The organism is Prevotella communis (assembly GCF_022024175.1).
GTDB classification, from domain to species: Bacteria; Bacteroidota; Bacteroidia; order Bacteroidales; family Bacteroidaceae; genus Prevotella; species Prevotella communis.
Map to the genome: position 1 here is coordinate 1,053,375 of NZ_CP091794.1, position 20,365 is coordinate 1,073,739.

Genomic DNA, 20,365 nt, shown 5'->3' on the forward strand with positions numbered 1-20,365 from the left:
CGATCTTATCGTAGATAGTCTGCATATCGTCCTTCTGCACACAAGTATTATCTTTGCTCTTCGTTTTGAAATGCGTTTCAATTTGAGTATAGACGAACGGTAGTTTGCGTATAGGCAAAAGAACAGAGGGGACGGGTGAGTGTCTCGCTCCGATGGAAGATGGCCGATGGCTGATGTCTGAGGGCTGATTAACCTAGAAACAAAAACAATCTTACCGACTTTCAATCCGTCTTCTACATGGTAGTAAGAAAATTCTCGAGAGAATTTTTTCCTGTATAACTAAGTTGCAAATGCTAAATCACTTAATTATGGATGAATTCTCTCGAGAATTACTACGTGACTTTATTTTATTGCCTTGCGTAACGCTTTAGGCAGGGTATGACGATTGAGGAAGAGGTAGGTGGTGTTGAGCATGATATAGTCGCGCGACATATACCAGATGCCTTTGTACAGTCCGCTCTTTCCCCATGAGTTCTTCACCATGTAGTAGGGCTTGCCCTGTTCGTCGGTGGCCTTACCGTAGATTACTATCACGTGGTCGTAGGTCATCTGCCAGTTGTCCCATAACGGTAAAAGTCTTCTTGGCATCCGATGCCAATGCCTTTTTCTGTAAGTGCTCCTGCGCTGAAACGGTCAGCACGCCCATCATTGCCACGAGGCAGAGAAGGTGTTTCAAAGTATATTTCATAGGTTTCAAGCCTTTCCTTTGAACGTATATCCGATACCCTCAACAGCTTTACGGATAGACTCTTCTGTGGCAGGGCCTTTGATGGTGAGGGTGTTGGCAGAGGCACTGGCCTTGGCTTTCTCTACGCCAGGCAGATCCTCGACGGCACGGACTACGGCTGCCTCGCAATGGCTGCAATGCATGTCCTCGACACGATAGACGGTCACGTCGGGGTCTAAGGGCTTTTGGGCGGTAAACTTGCTGAAAAACTTCATCATAAGAGCAAATATAATTAATAATGTTAATACTGTGGCGCAAATAATCTTAAACGGACTGGGCAAGGCGGATGTGCTTATGCAGCAAGCATCTTGGGCAGCGACGGAGAAGTCGATTCCCGTAGCATTGAGCAGCAGGCCGAATAGAACCGCAAAACCAACAATGGTCATCAGATAAATCGATGTAAAGCGACGCCCCATCGACTTGTGAACCACGAGGATAGAGGCGAGATTTACCGCAGGCCCGGCCATCAGCATCACTAGTGCCGCTCCTGGCGAGAGTCCTTTCATCATCAGGGCTGCTGCCACGGGAATACTACCCGTCGAGCAGATATACATCGGTACGGCGATGACCAGTATCACCAGCATCTGTAGCAACGGCTGACTGCCGAAGGAGAGGAAAAACTCATCTGGCACAGCTACCTGAATCAATGCCGCAACAACAAGTCCAATAAGCAGTCGCAGACCGATGTCGCGAAGCATATCATAGTAGGCATACTTCAGTACGCGCCAAATCCTGTTTCCGCTTTCTACTAGGCATGAAGTGAACGAATCATCCTTTAAATCATCCTCACGAACCAGACGGTTTACCAACAATCCTCCGCAGACACCTGTGATTAGTGCTGCTGTAGGTCGGATAATAGCAAATCCCAGTCCCATCAGAGAGAACGTGGCCAGAATGGAGTCGATGCCCGTCTGTGGCGTGGCGATGAGAAACGAAGCGATAGCGCCTTTTGAAGCTTTCTCGTTTCTGAGTCCGATAGCCGTTGGGATCACGCCGCATGAACAGAGGGGTAGGGGTACACCCAACAGCGCTGCCCATAGCACGGACAGCTTATTGTTACGCGAAAGATAGTTGGCATAGAACTTCTGCGGTACGAATACGTGCAACACTCCCGCGATGAAGAATCCCAACAACAGATAGGGAGCCATTTCGCAGACCACGTTCAGAAGCGATGTGAGGAAACCCTGTAAATCCATAACCATGCTGCAAAGGTACAATAAAATAATGAATTATAATACCTAAAAGATTTAATATTTCTTTTTGGCCCTGAAGTATAACATGGCTCCTTCTACGTGGAAGTTGAGGACGGCAATACAGTTCTATCATCTTGCGGACAGTCAGCTTCTCTCGCTCAATCCTGCTCATTCTTTGAATTTCTATTTCTCGTGGTCACAAGCTTTTGATGTGTCAACAGTAAAGCCATCAGCCTTGTTCCGTTCCTTGGGCATCGTTTATGTAAACTCAATGATGGCACTCACCTCACTCCCTATAGACAGAGAAACGATGATGCCATCAGCTATTTTGTAAATAGTAGGAGTCAGACTATCTTCAAGCTTTGCAGCTACCCGATATTCTACCCGTAAGCCGGTTACCACAAAATCCTCAGGTAACAATTCCATTGCCATGCGGACATAGTTGGCATTGTTCAGATGCTTGTTGTAGTCGATGTCGGCACGTAGCACCTTGATAGGCTCCAGCACTTCACCTTCCGTCTTAGGCAGGATGATACGGCGGTCTTTGTAGTTCATCTCCAGCTGTGGCTCCAGCTTCATTGATTGTATGGTCGCATCGTCCACACGTTTCAGTTTTCCAGCCAACTTGTCAACGAATGCTCCCATGCTCCATGTCTTGTAGCAGGGGTTTCCTTGGGCATCATAGATGAACGTATTGCGGAATCCAAACATGGGTTTCATGCCATAGACGGAGGTTGTCACCGTCAACTCCTCTTTGTAGTCAGGCACACGGATAATCTCAACCTGGCGTGTTGCCAAGAGCTGAGCCATATTCTGTTGCACGAAGTAGTCCTTGACTTCCGGCTCGCTGTCAATCCACATCTCTGAGCAGTCCTGCATCATCTGGAGAGCTGAATAGAGTTTCAGCTTTCCTTCGCTGTCACAGGTGCTTGTTGTTACCTTATATGTTAAGCTGTACATATCCTACTTCAATTGCTTTCCGTCAGAGAATGCCTTGCCTACGGTCTTGCCAAGTTGGATGTAGGTGTGGTGAACGGGATCGAAGGTAATCAGTTCCATCTTCTCCACATCGGGCTTGCCGTCCTCGGCCAGATACTTCTCGTCACAAAGGATGTTCACGATTTCAGCTACAAGGTAGTAGCCTGTCTCACTCTCGTCAATCTTCTGCTTCACGCGACACTCCAGCGTCATCGGGAACTCCTTGAATACTGGGGCATTCACATTAGGAGCCTTCTCAATACTCCAGCCTGTCTTCTCCATCTTGTCTGGAGTGTTCCTACCGCTGACGATGCCTACATAATCAGAGGCAACCATTGTCTCAGCAGTTGCAAAGGCAACGGTAAACTCAGTAGTTACAGCCAAGTTGTCCGTTGTCTGATGCGAACCAAGCGAGATAATGATTTCGTGCATATCCCACTGGCCACCCCAAGCAGCATTCATGGCGTTGGGCTTACCTTCTTTGTCATAGGTGCCGATAATCAGCACGGGTTGTGGCAACAGCCACGCAGTTGATTTGAAACTCTTCATATTTATGCTTGTTTTATTGTTCATCATACCCATTCAAAGTTTTCTTTTCCGGCACCAATCTCAAAACAGCTTTCTGTCCTGCCATGACGATATAGTTGCCTACATTACGGAACTTCCCATATTTGGCCATCGTTCCTTGGAATGCCTTCGGCTCGTTCCGAATAAGCTGTATATGCAACTTACCCTCACGGTTCAGTACAGCGATTTTCTTTTCTAGCACCTTGACTACATTCTCTGCCAACGGCTGTTCCTTATATGCCCTTACACTGTGACGGGCTTCAATAGCTTCTTCTAGGGTCATTTCACAAAACATATTAAATCTGGGTGTAAAGATAGGAAAAAATGAAGAATTATTGCTATCTTTGTGCCAAGATTTAACAAAAGTTGAGTCTCGTCACGACTCGGCCAATCATGCAAGCATGTTGGCGCTCGCTGCTCCAAGACTTGAGAATTATTAGGATTTGATTCAGAAACAGATATCTACAGAGAACGCTAACGATGGGCAATTGAAACAGCTCTACGAGACGGCATTCCCCAAGGAAGAACAGATTCCCTGGGATGACTTGGTGCGACTAATTGGTGAGATGCATCTGGTATTTCGCCGTTAAGGAAGAACTGCGAGGGAAAGGTCTTCGAAATCAAGTTAATGCTTCTCGCTTGTCGTTAAACTCTCTTAAAGTTTTCAATAAATCGCTTACGATATAAATTAATGTACTTACCTTTGCAAACAAATTGAATATATTTTAATTGCAAAGATTATCCAACTAATGAAACTAACAGACAATGAAATGAAATTTCTCCTGAAGTCACAACAGGGAGAACTGGATGCTGTATTGATGTACAAGGCCCTTGCTGAAAAAGTGAAGGATGAGAAGGAGGCTCAAGTCTTTCTTCAACTGGCTGCCGATGAGGGACGTCATGCAGCAGTGCTGAAAGGTATAACGAATCAGGTGTTGAAACCAAAGAAGACAATGGCTCGTATCATGCCGCTGCTTTATACCATTTTGGGACGTAAAAGACTTTATAGGTTGATAGCTAAAGGTGAGTATGCTGCCATAGCGAAATACAGACCCTATGTGGAACGCTTCCCTGAGATGGAGAGCGTGAAGAAAGACGAGAGACGGCATGGTGATGTGGTGATGGGACTATTAACAAATGGATAAATAATGATAAAGAAGTATATGAGAAAACTGATGGCTTTTTTTGTGGCTTTACTTGGTTTAACTGCCGGACGACTGGCTGGCGTGGGATATAAGTGTGTGAACCTAATAGGAGGTATCATCGCCTGGAAAGCAGCGGAAATGCCTGTAATCAAGGAAAACAACAAATAAGGAAAATGTATCCGATGCAGATTCTCAAAGATGGCAGATACTGTTTTAAATACCAAACTTTTTGGATTAAAAGTGAGACATTTTAACAATCCTTGTCTATTGATTGCATTTACACGCAGCATTCATGCCCTGTTTTCAATGTAAATTGCGACAGGGCTCTGCTGTGATGTAAGATTCAATGCTTAGCGAGTTCCATAACAACAATCAGTGTATGGCGTTTATCGTCTGCGGCGATGTTTTTCTGATGTTTACGGGTGCAGCCGCACTGGCTCTCCTCAGCAGTGTGCTATGTTTTATGATTATTTCTTTGTTATTTAAAAGGATTTGATTAACTTTGCAGCCATCAAGGGAAGACTGCGTTCTGCGGCTATTCTTCAGCCAATGTTCCAACATCTATCCCGTGAGGCTGGCCTTCAGTGGTTTCAGCCTCTTTCTTTTGCCTATTACATGCAGGCTTGTCACGTGTCGGGTCATACTTCTCTCCACTTTTCCAAAGGCTGTATATGAGCAGTAGTAGCTTGCGCATAGTGGCTGTTACTCCAATCATTTTCGACTGTGTATTCCTGTCACATAGGCGCCCATAGAAATCTTTCATCTGAGGATTACACTGAGTGCTGACAATGGCAGGGAAATAGAGTGCCGTTCTGATGTGTACGTTGCCCTGCTTTGAGATGTGGCGCTTAGGGTCAACAGGTCCTGACTGATGTGCAGGAACGTCAAGCCCTGCATATCTGGCTAACTGCTTACGATTTGTTATCAACGCAAAGCCATTAGTCTCTGCAACCACGGCAACTACAGTCATAAACCCTATGCCGTTGATGGTTGTGATACGGTCAATACGCTCTGACAGTCCGGGCTCCTGCTTGATCTTCTCGCGGATGGCCTTCTGATTACTGTCCAGCTGTTTGTCTATCTCGTTGATAAGTTTGTTATAGTGCTTGACGATGCTCTTCTCCGCTATCTCGCTGTGTGCGAGTGCCTCCAGATGGTTCCTCAACTGTGTCTTGACCTTGTTGATGTCGGCCACGAAACGCGTCATCTGTCGCAGTTCCCTATAGATAGGAGATGGCGGTGCCCAAGGTTTGAGGCGCTTGTCCAAACACCCAAGCATCCCAAGAGTATAGGCATCCATGTCATCGGTCTTTGTAAGGATGCCTTCGTACTTAGCAAACTCACGGGCCTTATTAGGCAACACAACACAGACGTCCAGGCCGAGTTTACTCAGATGAGCTGCCAGCTGCTCATAATAGACACCAGTGGGTTCCATCACATAGCGCAAAGGATAGCCCTTCAGAGCCTCCTTACGACTCCATTTGACGAACTGGTTGAAACCAGTCTTGTCGTTGTTAAACACTACAGGGGCGGTAGAGCATCCCTGATCGAACTCATACATACACAGGCAGGCCGTGAACGTACCCTTTGCAATGTCGATTCCCACGCACTGCATAAACCACTTGCCAGGTTCGAAATTCGGTTTCATACGGTTTGAATTTTAAGTTAATAATGTTGATGATTATAGCCTCAAATCCTCACCGCCTTTCCTCTTGTATATACTCTGAATCATCCCCTGCCATACCTGAGCGATGTCCTCTGATACTTTGTCCTGGCTCCAAAGATCTGAAAAATGAGGGTGGAAGCTTATCCTGCCATACGATATAGCCGATGCTTATCTAGGTACCAGCCTTCTCACCCTCAACGGCATAAATCTCTAGCAAAGCTACAAAACTTAAACCGTATTGCATCCATCTGCAAGAATTATTTCATGAAAATGGAACAATCTCTATAATCGGATGCAAAGGTAAGAGATACCAGTCCCCTGGCAATCTATACAGTTCTATCATCTTGCGGACAGTCTGCTTCTCTCGCTCAATCCTGCTCATACCATTTCGTTCAATGTTCCACATCTGAAGGACTGTAGCTGTTCTCCCATCACGCCCTTCATTACCTCAAGCACATTGTCACCTGTACAATGGCTTGTATAGAACAGCGTTTTAGGATACTTTTCTTTCAGCCTGTGTGCCAAGGCCTGTATTTCTTCCTCTGGTTCCATACCATCAAGTAAATGGAAGCCACCTACAACGGTATGAACGGGCCATGGACATGCGGACAGGATATTCTCCAGACCACTATGAGCACAACCTGTAAATAGCAGACCATCGATATACAGGGCTAGCTCATGACGAAAATCATCGAGGACAAAGTCTCCATTGACATCCTGCACGTAGAGATTCTGATTGCCCTTGGGTATTATATGATTCTGAGGTATATGAGCAATGGCGTGAAGACCTTTTGCTATCTCACAGGTCTGGTCTATCGAGATAAGCCTGTCAGTGTCTAACTCTGGCCACTCCGTAGTAATGCTATGCAGATTCCCTCGCTTTGAGTAAAATGTACCACTCATTGCATTAGGTGAGACGATGACTTTAGCCTTTTGATTATGCTCCAAGAAGTATCGCAAGCCTCCAGCATGGTCGCTGTGACCATGAGAAATGAAAACATAGTCAACATCGCATAGATCTATGCCCAACTGCTCTGCATTCTTGATAAACACGTCACTTGCTCCAGTATCAAGCAGGATCTTGTGCCGCTGGGCTTGCAAAAGGATTGACAGGCCATGCTCTGTAGAGAGTCGGCCATCCCTGCTTCGATTATCTGATAGTACAGTCCACTTCATTCTTCCTTATTTCTTTCCAAACTTGGAAATCATGTACACAGGCTTGGCTTCATGGTGGCTGCAGTCATGATGGTCGCAGGATTCCAGTGAGTCCCGCAGCTCGCCGTTCTGGTATGACTTGAGCACATCATCCACCTTGCCATGGCAGCCTCTAATAACTGTGATGCCATGGGCTGACAGTTTGTTATAGGCTCCCATACCCATGTTGCCGGCGAGCATCAGGGTAATGCCCATTTCCTGCATGACAGATGCGATATTTGACTTGCATCCACATCCCTCTGGTGAATCCAGGCGTTCTGTATTCTGCACCTGATTCTCATCATCGAGGGTTATAACTGTATAATAAGCACAATGACCAAAATGGTCATCAACCATATCTTCACGTGTAGGAATAGCTATTTTCTTCATCATAATGTTCACAAAACATACTAATTTTCACTGCAAAGGTACTGATTTCTAATTGATTATTTGTACATTTGCATCCAACTTTACAATACTTTAGGATTTATCAATATGGCAGATAATTGTGAAAAGTGCAAATTGAAGGCTAAATATGATCAGAAGCCCAATTCGTTCTTGGGAAAGTTCTGGCGTTCTTGCTCTGGCAAGCGACCATAGGTCGAGCGGGCATATCAACTTCTGCCCAGGTTGGAAAGGATACATCCTAAACTGAAAGGGTGTTTTCCCTAAACCTGAATAGGAAAAACACCCGAATTGATTATTTGCAAAAGCGCTCACCCACGAAACCATTAGCAATTTCGCCTGCCATTAGGTCGAAATGCAGGTTGACAGGGGGCGTTGGACTGAGGTCGAAATAGTCGAGGTCAGCGATAGGGAGACAGAAGTATTCCAACTGGTCGTAGCTATTGTAGAGACGCGAGAGAACATCATTATTATCATATATCCATCGCTTTACATCATCCTCTACATTGAAGTTTACCATGCCTGAACATCTAACAGAGATGTTATCAGCATAAGCCAGTATCTCAACATTGGGATTCTGACGCAACTCCCGATAGACTGCCTTCTGGTCAGAAGTGGCAAAGTAGAGCACATGCCCTTCCTGCTTCATAATCTGGAAGATGCGCAACTTAGGAAGATTGCCCTCGCACGTGGCAAGGGCAATCTCTTTGTGGTCTTTCAGAAACTGAATTGCTTTGTCGAACATCTCGCTTACCATTTCAGTTCTTCCTGCAGGATGACACCATCAGTCATGGGACTGTCAGCCTCGGTGAAGGCATTGGCCTTGTACTGGATGCAGAGCATAGTCAGGTTCTCGCTGCCGGTGTTCTTCAGCGCACGCTTGCCATCAGGAGCGACGCGGATAATGGTGCCCTCGCTGACAGGGAAGATCTCACCATCCACCTGATACTGGCCTTCGCCCTTCAAGATGAAGTATAGTTCCTCATGAGTCTTGTGGGTATGCAAGAAACCACTGTCCTGACCTGGAACGAGTGTCTGGAACGAGAACTCGCTTCCTGTAGCACCTACGGCCTGACCTGCGAAAACCTTACCTTGAATGGTTACGTTCGGTCCCATCGGAAGCACATGCTCGATAATCTCACTCATCTTACCTACGCTTACTGCGCTGAAATTCTTACCACTCTTAATTGTTTCAATCTGTTTCATAATTCTTATTCGTTTAAAATGTTATTTTTTCGTTTTGACGCTGACAATGATGCGATTAAGCGAGAGCAGAGCCAAACTCGTTTGAGCTCTGCCGAGCGTGAGCATCATCGCGACCAGTTCTTAACTGGGCGCAAAGGTACGGCGATTATTTCATTCCCACAAGAAGGCACTTTTGGGTGGGATAGTTACCAAAAAGTAGGAATTGGGATGTTATCAGACTTCTGCGAAAGTGGCGTTAACTTAGATTAACTAAGTATAATTTGGTAATTCAGTAACTATTTTTTACTTTTGCATTAAAATCATGAATTATGGCAGATATTAAAGCTGAGTATTTAGCCTGTCCTATCAGGCACGTTGTCAGTCGCTTTGGCGACAAGTGGTCGATGCTCGTTCTCTATATGCTTTATAAAAGCGAGACAGGCGTTTTGCGTTTTAATGAAATCCGTAAGCTGATGTCTGATTGTTCTCAGAAGATGCTCTCGCAGACACTGAAGAACCTGGAGCAGAGTCACCTTGTTCATCGTGAGGTCTATCCGGAGGTTCCACCCCGAGTGGAGTATTCCCTGACAGACACAGGCAAATCGCTGATGCCTGCACTTACGGCTCTGATAGCCTGGGGAAAGCAGCATTTCTCTGAAGTGGTAACAGATTAACATTGTAACTTTCAGAGTATTACATAACTTAATAAAGCATGAGGCAATAATAGAAATGAAAATAGAGAAATTCACGAATGATGACTTTGCTAAAGCAGCACCACTGGCTGCTGGTGCATGGGGCGATTTTTATGCCGACGAACGGCAGTGGTTTATCGATGCAGTGGCAGAGTATATCCTTCGCTATAACTATAGCAATCCCTCGCTTGCCTTGAAGGCCGTGGGCGATGATGGCGTGATTCATGGGGTGCTGTTTGCCAACTTCCATGACGACAAGGCAGATGTCAGCCAATGGCGCGAGAACATTGAGGCACAGATGACCGACCATGAGCTTGAACGTTTCCGTCTATTGGCCGACTATATGCTGGAGGTTGACGGAAAAACGGTGCAGTGCATGAGTGACGGCGAAGTGAAACTATCGCTCTTCATCAGCAATCAGAAAGGCTGTGGGAAACTGTTGCTGCAGGAAATGATGGATGAGTTCCTGCACAGAGACCTGAGGCATCTATACCTTTGGACCGACACCAGTTGCACCCACGAATACTACCCACAACATGGTTTCACACTGGTAGGTCAGTTCCTCAGCGAGGTCTATGACTCCTACGCTCCTGGCTATACCACGTATATCTATAAGAAGGGCATATCATCAGAGAGCAAATGAAAGCTGGCGTTATAATAATCAACCTGTTCTTTCTTTCTATACAGATATCACCGAAGAACCTTTGATTGCAGGTAGATTCCTAGTCTATTCAGGCCCTACGGTATTGCTTCTGATGGATGGCAAGGAAGTATATCGTGGATCTCAGTTCATTGACTTGGAGGAATTGAAATACAACATTAACCGATTTCTTACGCTTTCAGAACAATGACTGACTTCGATTCCATTTGGCGCACTCAGGACGAGATAAGAACGGTAGTAAATGCCGTTCTGGGTGAATGTATCTGGAATCTGATCTATAATGAACGACGGATGGCCATTGAGCTGGAGATTACCAAGTGTCTGGAGGAGGAAGATGCCGATGCGCTTATCAATCAGTTTCCAGTTCCGGCAGACTATGACGGTGTAGGCTCGAAGGGAACAAAGTTCGTGTTTTACATGTAAAAAGGGTAATCGACTTGTCGCTTGCTACTAAAAGGACGCAAGAACTCCCATTTCTGAGAATTCCCCGTGTCCTTTTTTGAAGGCATATATAAAGGCAAAACGTGTGCTTTTATCTGCGTCCTCCGAAGTGGCCTGAAGTCTTCTTCATATCTTTATCTCCTATACTTTAAATTGTAATTAATCCCCGGCTTACGCCAGCCCCTTATCAAGGGTCTTCAAATGTTCACGGTGCAAAGTACGGCATTTTCCTGCTGATTTGCAAAGGATAAACTCTAAAACGATAGGGGTAAAGTCCTAAAGATTCGGGGGATTTTCCCCTCCAGCATCCTTATTCTGCTAGAAAATTTGTAAATTTGCAGCCATAAAATTGTGGTATATGGAATTTAGAGAAATGAGACGCAAGCGCCAGCAGCTTGCAGAAGAAGAAAGCATTGCCATTTTGGAGAAAGCTACGGCAGGAACTCTGGCTTTGCTAGGTGATAATGATTATCCGTATGCTGTTCCTATCAGCTATGTCTATCATGATGGGAAACTATACTTCCATAGTGCTTTGGCTGGCCATAAGGTTGATGCCATCCGCAAGTGTGAAAAGGCTTCCTTCTGTGTTATTGAGCAGGATGATGTGCAACCGAAGAAGTATACTACCTTCTTCCGTAGCGTGATAGCATTTGGCAGAATCCATATCATCGAGGATGAACAGGAGAAGTTGGAAACAGCCCGAATGCTTGGCAACCGCTACAATCCAAACGATGAGGAGAACCTGCAAAAGGAAATAGAGAGTGGCTTCGCCCGTATGCTAATGATACGCTTTGACATCGAGCATTTGACGGGCAAGGAGGCAATTGAATTGGTAAGACAAAGAAATATATGACAGAAAAAGAGAAGATGTTGGCGGGCGAAATTTATTCCGCTGTTGACCCGCAGCTGATAGAAGAACTGACGGAAGTGAAGGAGATAATCCATGACTATAACCTGTTGCGCCCGTCGGAGAAGGAGGAGGCAAGGGAGATCCTGAAAGGTCTCTTAGGACACATCGCTGATGACAATATTCTGATTAACCAGCCCTTCTATTGCGACTATGGCAAGCAGATTAGTGTGGGCAAGCGGTTCTTTGCCAACTTCAACTTCACCGTGCTCGACGAAGCACGTGTCACCATTGGAGATGACTGTTTTATCGGCCCTAATGTAAGCATCTACACGGCCTGCCATAGTACAGACCCCGTGGAGCGCAACAGCCGTAGAGAGTGGGCAGAACCAGTCACCATTGGCAATAATGTATGGATTGGTGGCAGTGTGACCATCCTGCCTGGTGTGACAATTGGTGACAACGTGACCATAGGTGCAGGTAGTGTAGTGACGAAAGATATTCCTTCGAACTCCATTGCAGTAGGCAACCCCTGCAAAGTAGTAAAGATAGTAAGATGACTGACTACGATTCCATATGGCGCACGCAAGATGAGATTCGAACGGTGGTGAATGCCTAAAAAAAGTCGATTTTACGAACGCTACAGAGCATCACTTTTTCGATTTTTTAAGATGGAAAACGTATTGTATTTAACGTTTTTTTTGTACCTTTGCAGCCGTTTTTAGGATTTCGCAATTAATAGTGCTCGAAATTCTTCTCTGGATTTGTTCCCTAATCCGAGAGGTTTGTAGCGCATTGTGGCAAACGGGAGGTTTGTCCGAACCATGAAGGTTCATTATTCGTATTTCCGAGGGAAGGAATATTTTTAGTACGAGTAATGAATTATAAGAGGAAAAAATTCTTTTTAATGAGTAGTCACAAGTATTTTTGTGCTCTGACAGTCTCGATGATAGTCGGAGCAGGTTGCTGTGTACCTACGTATGCACAGCACAAGATGAGTCTTCAGTCGCTTTTTGACCTGGCTGACCGTCAGAATCAGCGCATCAAGGTGAGTGAAGTGGCATTGAAGGCTGCAGAAGAAGGGGTCGTATCGGCAAAATCAGCCATGCTGCCAAGTGTTGAATTCAACTTGCAAGGCTCTTACACGGGCAATGCTTTCCTGATGTCAAGAGGTTTCTCTACCAGTGGCACCACGGAGTATATTGTTCCGGGATTGGGTCCTCAACAGGTGCAGAATGGCAAGCAGCCCACACCACATTGGGGCAACAGCTTTACAGCCCAGGCGAGTCAGGTCATCTATGCTGGTGGTGCCATCCGCTCAGGCATTGAAATGGCAAAGTTGGGGCATCAATTGGCAGAGCTTGATGTGGAGAAGAATCGTCAGGAGGTACGTTTCCTGCTGACTGGTTTCTACCTCGACCTCTACAAACTGCAGAACCAGCAGCAGGTGATAGCGAAGAACATTGAACTGACTGAGAAGGTAATCGAACAGATGAAAGCGCGCAGAGCGCAGGGGACGGTGTTGAAGAACGACCTGACGCGATACGAACTGCAACTGCAGAGTCTTCTGCTTACAAAGACCCAGCTTGATGATGCGCAGAAGATTATCCGTCATCAGATGAGCACAGCCATCCACCTGCCTGAAGGTGAGGATTTTGAGGTAGATACGCAGTCGCTCGAAGAGGAAGGCATAGCACTCAAAGCCCTCACCTCAGAAGAGTTGTGGCAACAGACTGCAGCTGAAAACAGCATAGACATTCGTCAGGCTTCACTTGCCACAGAGATATCAGAACAGAAGATCAGAAACACGCGTGCGGCCTCGAGACCATCTGTGGCTGTGGTGGCTGAAAACAACCTCGCGGGTCCTTATACCTCCGACCTGATTCCAAAGGATGCCAACGTCAACGTGTGGTTTGTAGGCATTGGCGTGAAATACAATCTGTCAAGTCTCTGGAAGAACAAGCATGCTATCCGTAAGGCGAAGCATGAAAACATCCAAGCACGCGAGCGAGTGCAGTTGGCACGCGAAGGCATAGAGAATGGTGTACAGGCCTGCTATACCAATCTGCTGACCAGCTCGGTAGAGGTTAACACACAGGAGAAACAGGTGGAACTGGCCAACCAGAACTATGCGGTGGTGAAGAACCGTTACGACAACGACCTGGCTCTGCTCACCGATATGCTTGATGCCTCGAACATGAAGCTCTCTGCCGATATGGCGCTAGTCAATGCGCGCATCAACATGCTTTACAATTATTTCAAACTTAAATATATAACAAATACCCTATAATAAGATGGAAAAGAATAAGATAACGACCTATATTTATAATGCGATTGTGATACTCTGCATCGTATGCGGTGCCGTTTATGCAGCTAGTCAGTTTATGCATTTCGGTGGTGGCGAAGTGACGGATAATGCACGTGTATGCCAGAATATCGTACCCCAGAACTGTCGTGTGCAGGGTTTTATCCGTGAGGTGCGCTTCAATGAATTTCAGGAGGTGAAGAAGGGCGATACACTTGTTGTCATTGAGGATGCCGAGTTCCGTTTGCGTCTGGCTCAGGCAGAAGCAGACCTTACCCGTGCTGAGCGCGGTTCTCAGGGTACGGCAAGCAGTATCCAAACCACGAAGACCAGTATCAGCGTGACCGATGCCAGCATCGACGCAGCCCGTGTGCAGATGGAGAATGCGAAGAAGGAGGATGCGCGTTTTCAGAAACTGTTAGAGCAAGATGCCGTTACACAGCAGCAGTATGACAATGTCCACACGAGTTATCTGAGTGCCAAAGCCGGCTATGAGCAGGCAGTCCGTTCACGCTCTACGCAGACGGCCGTTGTGGCTGAGCAAGGGCATCATCTTTCAGCATCAGAAGCTGCCATCGAACTGGCACGTGCACAGGTGGAGATAGCTCGGTTGAACCTGTCGTATTGCTACATCATAGCCACTTGTGATGGTGTGGTGGGCAGCAAGGATATTCATGTGGGACAGTTGGTCAATCCCGGTCAGACAATGGTGAGCATCGTCGATAAGCATGAGAAATGGGTGGAGGCCAACTATCAGGAGTCGCAGATGCCAAATATCAAGGTGGGTGATAAGGTGCGCTTTACTGCCGATGCCGTTCCTGATGTGGAATATTCAGGTGTGGTAGAGCGCATCAGCGACGCCACAGGTAGTGCGTTCTCGTTGATTCCTATCGACAATGCCACAGGCAATTTCGTCAAGGTAGAGCAGCGTGTGACGGTACGTGTGCGGATTGATGCATGCGATGAGATGAAGAAGTTGCATGGTGGTTATAACGTGGTTTGTAAGGTAGAAGAGTAATGGGAAAACTGACTGAATTTCTGATGAAGGCACCACCGCCACCAGCAGGCATGGGGTTCGCTATGCCGATGATGAAAGGGTGGGTGCCACGCAGGTTGCAGCCTTGGATTTACGTCCTGACGGCGCTGTGCTTCCAATTCTCAGGAGGTATCTATCTGGGTGCTCTCGATGAGATTCGTGGCACCACCAACTTCATGATTGAGGATGTGATGTTTCTGCTCTATGCCACGCTGGCAGGCATGGCCGTGTGGTTCCCGATGCTGTTCAGGATGAAGTTTCGCTTCACCAATCAGCAGTTGCTGTGCACCTCGGCCATCGTGATGGGCATCTGTAACATCATCACGATGTATAGTCAGTCGATGCCTGTACTCGTTGTGGCATGTTTCATTGCAGGCATTGCCAAGATTCAAGGAACATTCGAGTGTATGAGCAACATCCAGTTGTGGATTACGCCAAAGCGTGACTTTGCCGTGTTCTTCCCTGTGCTCCACATCATCCTTCTCACCGCCATCGAGGGTGGGGGATGGCTTGCTGCTTGGATGGGGCATCATTTTACCTGGCAGATGATGCACGCTTTTACTGTAGGCACCATGTCGTTCGTGCTGCTGACACAGATTGTTCTGTGTCGTCCGTTCTGCCCTATGCCCAACAGGTTCTCGCTGAAGGGGACCGACTGGCAGGGAGCTTTACTCATCTGCGTCACGATGCTTCTGTTCTCGTATATCTTTGTCTATGGTGATCACTACAGATGGTTTGCCAGTCAGCACATCAGAGTGCTGGGAGCTTTTACGCTCATCTTTGCAGGACTCACCCTTTACCGACTGATTCATAATCGCTATCCATACGTAGAGCTTCGCCTGCTGAAATGTCGCAACGTGGTACCCATACTCATCGTTACCATATTGGCAGAACTGGCTTTCGGTGCCGAGCATACACTGGAGGAGATACTCTACACTGAGGTCGTCGGACTGGAAGAACTCACCAAGGAGAGTCAATACATGTGGGCATTGCCAGGCATGTTCCTGGGTATAGCGTTCGACCTCTACTGGCTGAAGGTTCAGAAGTGGAAGGTATGGAAACTGATAGGCACCGCTTTCCTGTCCATCAGCGCTTACGCCTTGCTGATGTATTCCACGGTAGGTATGGCGGTGAACATCGAGCAATACCGGCTGGCCATCATGCTCCGCGGCTTTGGTTATGGCGTTCTTGCACCAACCCTGATGTGGGCTTTAGACGAGTCGGTTCCCAGTCTTGAGATGTTTTTCATGGGACTGTTCGTGTTCAACATCCTGCACATGTATCTTGGTGGCGCTATGGGCTATGGTTTCTATACCACCATCTTCTCGCATTTCCTGAATGAGGACATGATGAACTACGGTCGCCAACTGACGCTCACAAACCTCGACCTCTCACAATTTGATTTCGGGGCGTTCATGGGCGACAGTTATCTGCACACCATGATGCTTGTGGCCATCAAGCAGGTCTATGGCTACGTCATCTGGTTTGCCCTGCTCCTGTCGTCCATCTTCTTGTTGTGCGATATTCCCGCTGTGAGAACCAACATACGCAAAGTGCCCCTATGGCCGGTGTTGGCGATAGAGTATCTGGCTAGGAAAAAATAGAACAGTGTAACTATTCCTCCACAGCTGCCTGAGCGACTGTGGAGGAATAAAAATGAATGTTACGCTGACATTGATTTGCTACAAAAATGGTGATTTTACGGCGAAAATGGTAGTTTTTCAGGAAAAAAAAGTAACTTTGCAGCAAAAACAGGTAGCTCTGCAAACATATGACGGATGATGGAATTATTGCTATATTATTTTGTATGTGTAAACGTGCTGACTTTCTTTGTTTATGGCATAGATAAATGGCAGGCCAGACAGGGTAAGTGGCGCATTTCTGAGGCTACCTTACTGTTGCTTGCCGTTATCGGAGGAAGTATTGGCGCATGGCTGGGTATGAGAGTATGGCGCCATAAGACGATGCATAAGAAGTTTAAGTATGGCATTCCTGCAATTCTCATGATCCATATTATAATATTTGGCTATCTGTTAAAATGGATATAGAAGGCTATCATCGACCGAAGGTTAAATATATGAAGATATGATTCGCGACTTTATTGCCATCGATTTTGAAACGGCCAATCAGCAGCCGTCGAGTGTCTGCTCTGTAGGAGTAGTCATGGTGCGTAATGGGCAGGTTGCTGACAGTTTCTATAGTCTTATCCAGCCCGAGCCAAACTACTACAGCTATTGGTGTCAGCAGGTGCATGGGCTGAGCCAATGTGATACAGACGATGCTCCAGTATTCTCAAAAGTATGGGAGGAATTGGAAGAACGCATCGCAGATATTTTCTTGTGCACCGATGGCAGCAAACAATCAGATGTCGGACTTTTTTCTGGCCAACAGACAATCAATAATCTTCGCTACCAGATTGCGTCAATTCCTTTTGTAGCCCATAATGCTCGCTTTGACGAAGGGTGCCTGAAAGCGGTTTTTAAGGTCTATCAGATGGACTATCCCGATTATCGCTTTTACGATACCCTCACAGCCTCACGCCGCCAGTTCGGTCATATGTTGCCCAATCATCAGCTCCACACCGTTGCTGCTGCTTGCGGCTACGACCTTAAAAATCATCACCACGCTTTGGCCGATGCTGAAGCTTGTGCTGCCATAGCGCTATACATCTTATAGCAAACTTAGCCACTGGGCTTGCTCCAATAAAACCTTATTCATAATCGTATTCATTATTTTACCCGTTTCTTTCCGTTTTGTATCTGTATTCCCTTCCAGTCAGCACTAACCCTTTGTCCTTGTAGGTTGTAGATTGAAGGTTGAAGGTTGAAGATTGAAGATTGAACTGCTGGGGTGGTCGGGTTGTTGATGCCCGTTGTAGCCTTGTTACCCAGACGGAACAGTTTTACGCCGTGGCTAGGCACGGTGGTGCTGAAGGAACCCGTGGCGGTGTCTAGGTCTTCGTCTGCCCAGATGTCGTGGACGGGAACGGACTCGGTGGCACCGTAACCAAGCTGCGTGAGGTCGAAGTCGTAAGTCTCTTTCTTGGTGACATAGAAGATGAACTCCATCGTGGTGCCGGATGCTGAGCTGTTGTCGGTATCGCAGCTGGAATCGTAACCGCAGAGGGCGCGGAAGGTCTTCCATGAGTGTCCTGATGGCAGGTCGTAAATGAGGGTACACTGGGCGTTCATGCCGAGGCCCGTATCATATGACTGACCATCGACTTTGAGTGTGCCGCCCTCCACGTTCTTGTTTGCATGCAGACTCCCCCACTCCGACTGGTAAGAAGTCTGTCTCAGCGTGGTCAGCGAGGTCTCGTTACCCTCAGCATCGATGAGCACGGGGTTGATGAGGTCGGCACGGTCGTAGGCAAAACCGTCGCCCCAGTTGCTCACCACAATCTTCAGTTGCTCAGCTCCTGTGATGTCGGTTTCCAAGGTCTTACTCTTCGTGCCTGTGCGACTGATGAGACCTGAGCGGGCAGCGGCATCGTCCTGTTCGTCGGTGAGCGGGTTCTGGGCGAACACCATGAAGCGGATGCTCGTCGTGGCTCCCTGCTGACCAATACCTGAGTCATCGGCAGCGGCCATAGCCTTGAAGCGCACCACGTCCATGTCTTCAGGTATCGTGAAGAAGATAGCGGCATTGGCATCGGTGGAGAAGCCGCAGTCGTAGGTGACGCCCATCACTTTCATCTTGCCGCCGTTGTCCACGTTCTTGTTCTCATACACGCGGTTGAAGTAGGACTTGGTGTATTGGCGGGTCTTGTAGGTGCCGGTGAGGGGAACCTCCGTACCATCGCGCAATACGAGCGTGGGGTTGATCCAGTCGCCATGGTCGTAGTTGTAGTTGTCTCCACCGTCGTCAACCACCAGCACGAGCGTCTTCTCGCCCTCGGGCCATTCAATATCTACATCCACCGCATGGCCGTCGGTGGTATAGGCCACCACCTCGCTCTTGTAGAGAGCCTTGTTGCCCATCACCCAGCGAGTGTTATCGCGCTGAAAGAGGGCCAGATAGCGGGTGTCACCGATGTGCGAGGTCCAAGCCACGCGACCGTTATCCTCATCATTCATCACCTGATGAGCATCTTCACCGTATTTGTGCATCTGGTGGTACTCCTCATTGTTCAGGAGCGAGAGGGTGAAGGCATCGTTCTTGGTCATTTCGCCACCGAAGAACAAGGGTGAGTGACAGATGCCCCAAAGGGTCATCATCGTCAGTTGCTCGTTCTGCGAGAGATTGGTCCAACGGCCATTGTCGGCTGCGGTATAGCCTGCATCACCGATGGTCATAGCAATCTGTCCCAGAGGCAGCATGTCGCAGTCGGCATAGTTGCCCGGACGGGTTACTGTTTCCCAGGCATGGGCTTCGTTGAAAACGGCATCCACGTCACTCCAGTTGTCCCACAAGTCATCCATCATGCGCCACATATTGGCATTCTCCAGACACTCTCCTGCATACTGGTACTGCGTCTTGCCAGGCGAGAGCGACAGCACGATGGGACGGTTTGTCTGGTCGATGGCCTTGCGGATCATGTGAATCTCATCGGTATAGAACGGACGCGAGAGGTCATCGATCTTCAGGAAATCCACGCTCCACTCGGCATAGAGGTCCATGATACTGTTATAATAGGTCTGTCCGGCCTCATTGTTCTTCACCAGCAGGTTGTCCTTCAGCCATGTACAGGGCGAGGTGGTGCCGTTATACACCTGACTCCAAGGCGTAGATTCGCTACCTTTCAGTTTGTATGTGCTGCCCATCACACTCTTAGGCACACCACGCATGATATGGATGCCGAACTTCAGACCCATGTCATGAATCTTCTGAGCCAGAGCCTTGAAGCCTTCGTTCTTTCCATCCACCATACACGACGGGAAGCGCGAAGGCGACGGCAGGTAGCGTCCGTACTCGTCGAGCACATAATTCTGATCGCCCCGCTGGTTGTAGTTGCCGCCGCCCAAGGACGGATGGTTACAATACCAACGGATGTCCACCACCACATATTCCCAGCCATATTTCACCAGGTCGTTATCAACTAAGTACTGCGCGTTCTGCAGCACCTCTTTCTCTGTCACCGAAGAGTAGTAGCAGTCCCACGAGTTCCAGCCCATCGGCGGTGTCATAGCCCAGGTGCGGAAGGTTGCCATCTCTTCTGTGTTCTGTGCCTGCGCCATGCCTAATGAGAGCAGCGCGGAAATGATAGTTAGTGTTAGTTGTTTCATTTTTTTGATTAAATTAAAGTGTTTGTTAACAGCCAAAACCACCAAGCGGTGTAATCGTAGTTTTCTGCCCGCAAATATACAAATAAAATCCCAAAGCA

General features: G+C 47.5%; 24 protein-coding genes. 13 read left to right on the plus strand and 11 right to left on the minus strand.

Going from position 1 to position 20,365, the window contains the following annotated elements; genetic code table 11:
* Window positions 1–342 precede the first annotated feature (342 nt).
* The 5 genes from L6466_RS04080 to L6466_RS04100 all read right to left on the minus strand — a co-directional run bounded on the left by L6466_RS04080 (window position 343) and on the right by L6466_RS04100 (window position 3,748).
* The gene (locus L6466_RS04080) at window positions 343–588 is read right to left on the minus strand and encodes a C1 family peptidase (RefSeq protein ID WP_237793242.1); all 246 of its coding nucleotides are present in this window, start codon (window positions 586–588) and stop codon (window positions 343–345) included.
* Between the two features lie 105 nt (window positions 589–693).
* The gene (locus L6466_RS04085; RefSeq protein WP_237813082.1) at window positions 694–1,929 is read right to left on the minus strand and encodes a permease; all 1,236 of its coding nucleotides are present in this window, start codon (window positions 1,927–1,929) and stop codon (window positions 694–696) included.
* A gap of 249 nt (window positions 1,930–2,178) precedes the next feature.
* Window positions 2,179–2,880 (minus strand): acyl-[acyl-carrier-protein] thioesterase, encoded by a 702-nt coding sequence (locus tag L6466_RS04090; RefSeq protein WP_237801997.1) that lies wholly within the window; start codon window positions 2,878–2,880, stop codon window positions 2,179–2,181.
* A 3-nt stretch (window positions 2,881–2,883) separates the two neighbouring features.
* Window positions 2,884–3,447, minus strand: coding sequence for a flavin reductase family protein (locus L6466_RS04095; RefSeq protein WP_237801996.1), 564 nt, complete (start codon window positions 3,445–3,447; stop codon window positions 2,884–2,886).
* A gap of 13 nt (window positions 3,448–3,460) precedes the next feature.
* Window positions 3,461–3,748: a nitroreductase family protein gene (locus tag L6466_RS04100; protein WP_237801995.1), complete on the minus strand. Its 288-nt coding sequence runs from the start codon at window positions 3,746–3,748 to the stop codon at window positions 3,461–3,463.
* Window positions 3,749–3,908: 160 nt separating this feature from the next.
* Here L6466_RS04100 and L6466_RS04105 point away from each other — a divergent pair, with 160 nt between their 5' ends.
* The 3 genes from L6466_RS04105 to L6466_RS04115 all read left to right on the plus strand — a co-directional run bounded on the left by L6466_RS04105 (window position 3,909) and on the right by L6466_RS04115 (window position 4,778).
* The gene (locus L6466_RS04105) at window positions 3,909–4,055 is read left to right on the plus strand and encodes a hypothetical protein (RefSeq protein ID WP_237801994.1); all 147 of its coding nucleotides are present in this window, start codon (window positions 3,909–3,911) and stop codon (window positions 4,053–4,055) included.
* Window positions 4,056–4,214: 159 nt separating this feature from the next.
* Window positions 4,215–4,610 carry a ferritin family protein gene (locus L6466_RS04110; protein ID WP_237813083.1) on the plus strand — a complete coding sequence of 132 codons (396 nt, stop codon included), beginning with the start codon at window positions 4,215–4,217 and terminating at the stop codon, window positions 4,608–4,610.
* Window positions 4,611–4,613: 3 nt separating this feature from the next.
* Window positions 4,614–4,778 (plus strand): hypothetical protein, encoded by a 165-nt coding sequence (locus tag L6466_RS04115; RefSeq protein WP_237801992.1) that lies wholly within the window; start codon window positions 4,614–4,616, stop codon window positions 4,776–4,778.
* Between the two features lie 367 nt (window positions 4,779–5,145).
* Here the strand turns inward: L6466_RS04115 and L6466_RS04120 are convergent, their stop codons facing one another.
* From L6466_RS04120 to L6466_RS04140, 5 genes are all read right to left on the minus strand, one after another.
* Window positions 5,146–6,258 (minus strand): IS110 family RNA-guided transposase, encoded by a 1,113-nt coding sequence (locus L6466_RS04120; protein WP_237801991.1) that lies wholly within the window; start codon window positions 6,256–6,258, stop codon window positions 5,146–5,148.
* Between the two features lie 396 nt (window positions 6,259–6,654).
* Window positions 6,655–7,452: an MBL fold metallo-hydrolase gene (locus L6466_RS04125; RefSeq protein WP_237801990.1), complete on the minus strand. Its 798-nt coding sequence runs from the start codon at window positions 7,450–7,452 to the stop codon at window positions 6,655–6,657.
* Window positions 7,453–7,458: 6 nt separating this feature from the next.
* Window positions 7,459–7,863 carry a NifB/NifX family molybdenum-iron cluster-binding protein gene (locus L6466_RS04130; protein WP_237793237.1) on the minus strand — a complete coding sequence of 135 codons (405 nt, stop codon included), beginning with the start codon at window positions 7,861–7,863 and terminating at the stop codon, window positions 7,459–7,461.
* Window positions 7,864–8,170: 307 nt separating this feature from the next.
* Complete coding sequence (locus L6466_RS04135) at window positions 8,171–8,620, minus strand: pyridoxamine 5'-phosphate oxidase family protein (RefSeq protein WP_237801989.1); 450 nt, start codon at window positions 8,618–8,620, stop codon at window positions 8,171–8,173.
* A 5-nt stretch (window positions 8,621–8,625) separates the two neighbouring features.
* A complete protein-coding gene (locus L6466_RS04140) occupies window positions 8,626–9,081 on the minus strand; it encodes a cupin domain-containing protein (protein WP_091818607.1) in 456 nt (151 codons plus the stop codon).
* 308 nt (window positions 9,082–9,389) lie between these two features.
* Here L6466_RS04140 and L6466_RS04145 point away from each other — a divergent pair, with 308 nt between their 5' ends.
* The 10 genes from L6466_RS04145 (at window position 9,390) to L6466_RS04190 (ending at window position 17,718) form a co-directional block, all read left to right on the plus strand.
* Entirely contained in the window at window positions 9,390–9,734 is a 345-nt protein-coding gene (locus tag L6466_RS04145) for a winged helix-turn-helix transcriptional regulator (RefSeq protein ID WP_237801988.1), read from the plus strand.
* A 55-nt stretch (window positions 9,735–9,789) separates the two neighbouring features.
* Entirely contained in the window at window positions 9,790–10,395 is a 606-nt protein-coding gene (locus L6466_RS04150; protein ID WP_028908272.1) for a GNAT family N-acetyltransferase, read from the plus strand.
* A 204-nt stretch (window positions 10,396–10,599) separates the two neighbouring features.
* Entirely contained in the window at window positions 10,600–10,836 is a 237-nt protein-coding gene (locus L6466_RS04155; protein ID WP_237793233.1) for a hypothetical protein, read from the plus strand.
* 376 nt (window positions 10,837–11,212) lie between these two features.
* Window positions 11,213–11,707 carry a NimIJ family nitroimidazole resistance protein gene (locus tag L6466_RS04160; protein ID WP_237801987.1) on the plus strand — a complete coding sequence of 165 codons (495 nt, stop codon included), beginning with the start codon at window positions 11,213–11,215 and terminating at the stop codon, window positions 11,705–11,707.
* Window positions 11,704–12,261 carry a sugar O-acetyltransferase gene (locus L6466_RS04165; protein ID WP_091852740.1) on the plus strand — a complete coding sequence of 186 codons (558 nt, stop codon included), beginning with the start codon at window positions 11,704–11,706 and terminating at the stop codon, window positions 12,259–12,261. Before L6466_RS04160 ends, L6466_RS04165 begins: the two co-directional genes overlap by 4 nt.
* Window positions 12,262–12,608: 347 nt before the next feature.
* Window positions 12,609–13,991, plus strand: coding sequence for a TolC family protein (locus L6466_RS04170; protein WP_431356507.1), 1,383 nt, complete (start codon window positions 12,609–12,611; stop codon window positions 13,989–13,991).
* 4 nt (window positions 13,992–13,995) lie between these two features.
* Window positions 13,996–15,024, plus strand: coding sequence for an HlyD family secretion protein (locus L6466_RS04175; RefSeq protein WP_237801985.1), 1,029 nt, complete (start codon window positions 13,996–13,998; stop codon window positions 15,022–15,024).
* A complete protein-coding gene (locus L6466_RS04180; protein ID WP_237801984.1) occupies window positions 15,024–16,646 on the plus strand; it encodes a hypothetical protein in 1,623 nt (540 codons plus the stop codon). Before L6466_RS04175 ends, L6466_RS04180 begins: the two co-directional genes overlap by 1 nt.
* 174 nt (window positions 16,647–16,820) lie before the next feature.
* Window positions 16,821–17,090: a DUF1294 domain-containing protein gene (locus tag L6466_RS04185; protein WP_237801983.1), complete on the plus strand. Its 270-nt coding sequence runs from the start codon at window positions 16,821–16,823 to the stop codon at window positions 17,088–17,090.
* Between the two features lie 40 nt (window positions 17,091–17,130).
* Window positions 17,131–17,718, plus strand: coding sequence for a 3'-5' exoribonuclease domain-containing protein (locus L6466_RS04190; RefSeq protein WP_091819095.1), 588 nt, complete (start codon window positions 17,131–17,133; stop codon window positions 17,716–17,718).
* Between the two features lie 53 nt (window positions 17,719–17,771).
* On the opposite strand, the gene L6466_RS04195 is transcribed toward L6466_RS04190, so the two are convergent.
* A complete protein-coding gene (locus tag L6466_RS04195; protein WP_237801982.1) occupies window positions 17,772–20,267 on the minus strand; it encodes an NPCBM/NEW2 domain-containing protein in 2,496 nt (831 codons plus the stop codon).
* Between the last annotated feature and the right edge of the window lie 98 nt (window positions 20,268–20,365).

What these genes read in the sequence shown, in the direction of transcription:
- L6466_RS04080 (WP_237793242.1), bottom strand. Translation starts at nt 588, where the DNA reads ATGCCAAGAAGACTTTTACCGTTATGGGACAACTGGCAGATGACCTAC.
- L6466_RS04085 (WP_237813082.1), bottom strand. Translation starts at nt 1,929, where the DNA reads ATGGTTATGGATTTACAGGGTTTCCTCACATCGCTTCTGAACGTGGTC.
- L6466_RS04090 (WP_237801997.1), bottom strand. Translation starts at nt 2,880, where the DNA reads ATGTACAGCTTAACATATAAGGTAACAACAAGCACCTGTGACAGCGAA.
- L6466_RS04095 (WP_237801996.1), bottom strand. Translation starts at nt 3,447, where the DNA reads ATGAAGAGTTTCAAATCAACTGCGTGGCTGTTGCCACAACCCGTGCTG.
- L6466_RS04100 (WP_237801995.1), bottom strand. Translation starts at nt 3,748, where the DNA reads ATGACCCTAGAAGAAGCTATTGAAGCCCGTCACAGTGTAAGGGCATAT.
- L6466_RS04110 (WP_237813083.1), top strand. Translation starts at nt 4,215, where the DNA reads ATGAAACTAACAGACAATGAAATGAAATTTCTCCTGAAGTCACAACAG.
- L6466_RS04115 (WP_237801992.1), top strand. Translation starts at nt 4,614, where the DNA reads ATGATAAAGAAGTATATGAGAAAACTGATGGCTTTTTTTGTGGCTTTA.
- L6466_RS04120 (WP_237801991.1), bottom strand. Translation starts at nt 6,258, where the DNA reads ATGAAACCGAATTTCGAACCTGGCAAGTGGTTTATGCAGTGCGTGGGA.
- L6466_RS04125 (WP_237801990.1), bottom strand. Translation starts at nt 7,452, where the DNA reads ATGAAGTGGACTGTACTATCAGATAATCGAAGCAGGGATGGCCGACTC.
- L6466_RS04130 (WP_237793237.1), bottom strand. Translation starts at nt 7,863, where the DNA reads ATGATGAAGAAAATAGCTATTCCTACACGTGAAGATATGGTTGATGAC.
- L6466_RS04135 (WP_237801989.1), bottom strand. Translation starts at nt 8,620, where the DNA reads ATGTTCGACAAAGCAATTCAGTTTCTGAAAGACCACAAAGAGATTGCC.
- L6466_RS04140 (WP_091818607.1), bottom strand. Translation starts at nt 9,081, where the DNA reads ATGAAACAGATTGAAACAATTAAGAGTGGTAAGAATTTCAGCGCAGTA.
- L6466_RS04145 (WP_237801988.1), top strand. Translation starts at nt 9,390, where the DNA reads ATGGCAGATATTAAAGCTGAGTATTTAGCCTGTCCTATCAGGCACGTT.
- L6466_RS04150 (WP_028908272.1), top strand. Translation starts at nt 9,790, where the DNA reads ATGAAAATAGAGAAATTCACGAATGATGACTTTGCTAAAGCAGCACCA.
- L6466_RS04155 (WP_237793233.1), top strand. Translation starts at nt 10,600, where the DNA reads ATGACTGACTTCGATTCCATTTGGCGCACTCAGGACGAGATAAGAACG.
- L6466_RS04160 (WP_237801987.1), top strand. Translation starts at nt 11,213, where the DNA reads ATGGAATTTAGAGAAATGAGACGCAAGCGCCAGCAGCTTGCAGAAGAA.
- L6466_RS04165 (WP_091852740.1), top strand. Translation starts at nt 11,704, where the DNA reads ATGACAGAAAAAGAGAAGATGTTGGCGGGCGAAATTTATTCCGCTGTT.
- L6466_RS04170 (WP_431356507.1), top strand. Translation starts at nt 12,609, where the DNA reads ATGAGTAGTCACAAGTATTTTTGTGCTCTGACAGTCTCGATGATAGTC.
- L6466_RS04175 (WP_237801985.1), top strand. Translation starts at nt 13,996, where the DNA reads ATGGAAAAGAATAAGATAACGACCTATATTTATAATGCGATTGTGATA.
- L6466_RS04180 (WP_237801984.1), top strand. Translation starts at nt 15,024, where the DNA reads ATGGGAAAACTGACTGAATTTCTGATGAAGGCACCACCGCCACCAGCA.
- L6466_RS04185 (WP_237801983.1), top strand. Translation starts at nt 16,821, where the DNA reads ATGATGGAATTATTGCTATATTATTTTGTATGTGTAAACGTGCTGACT.
- L6466_RS04195 (WP_237801982.1), bottom strand. Translation starts at nt 20,267, where the DNA reads ATGAAACAACTAACACTAACTATCATTTCCGCGCTGCTCTCATTAGGC.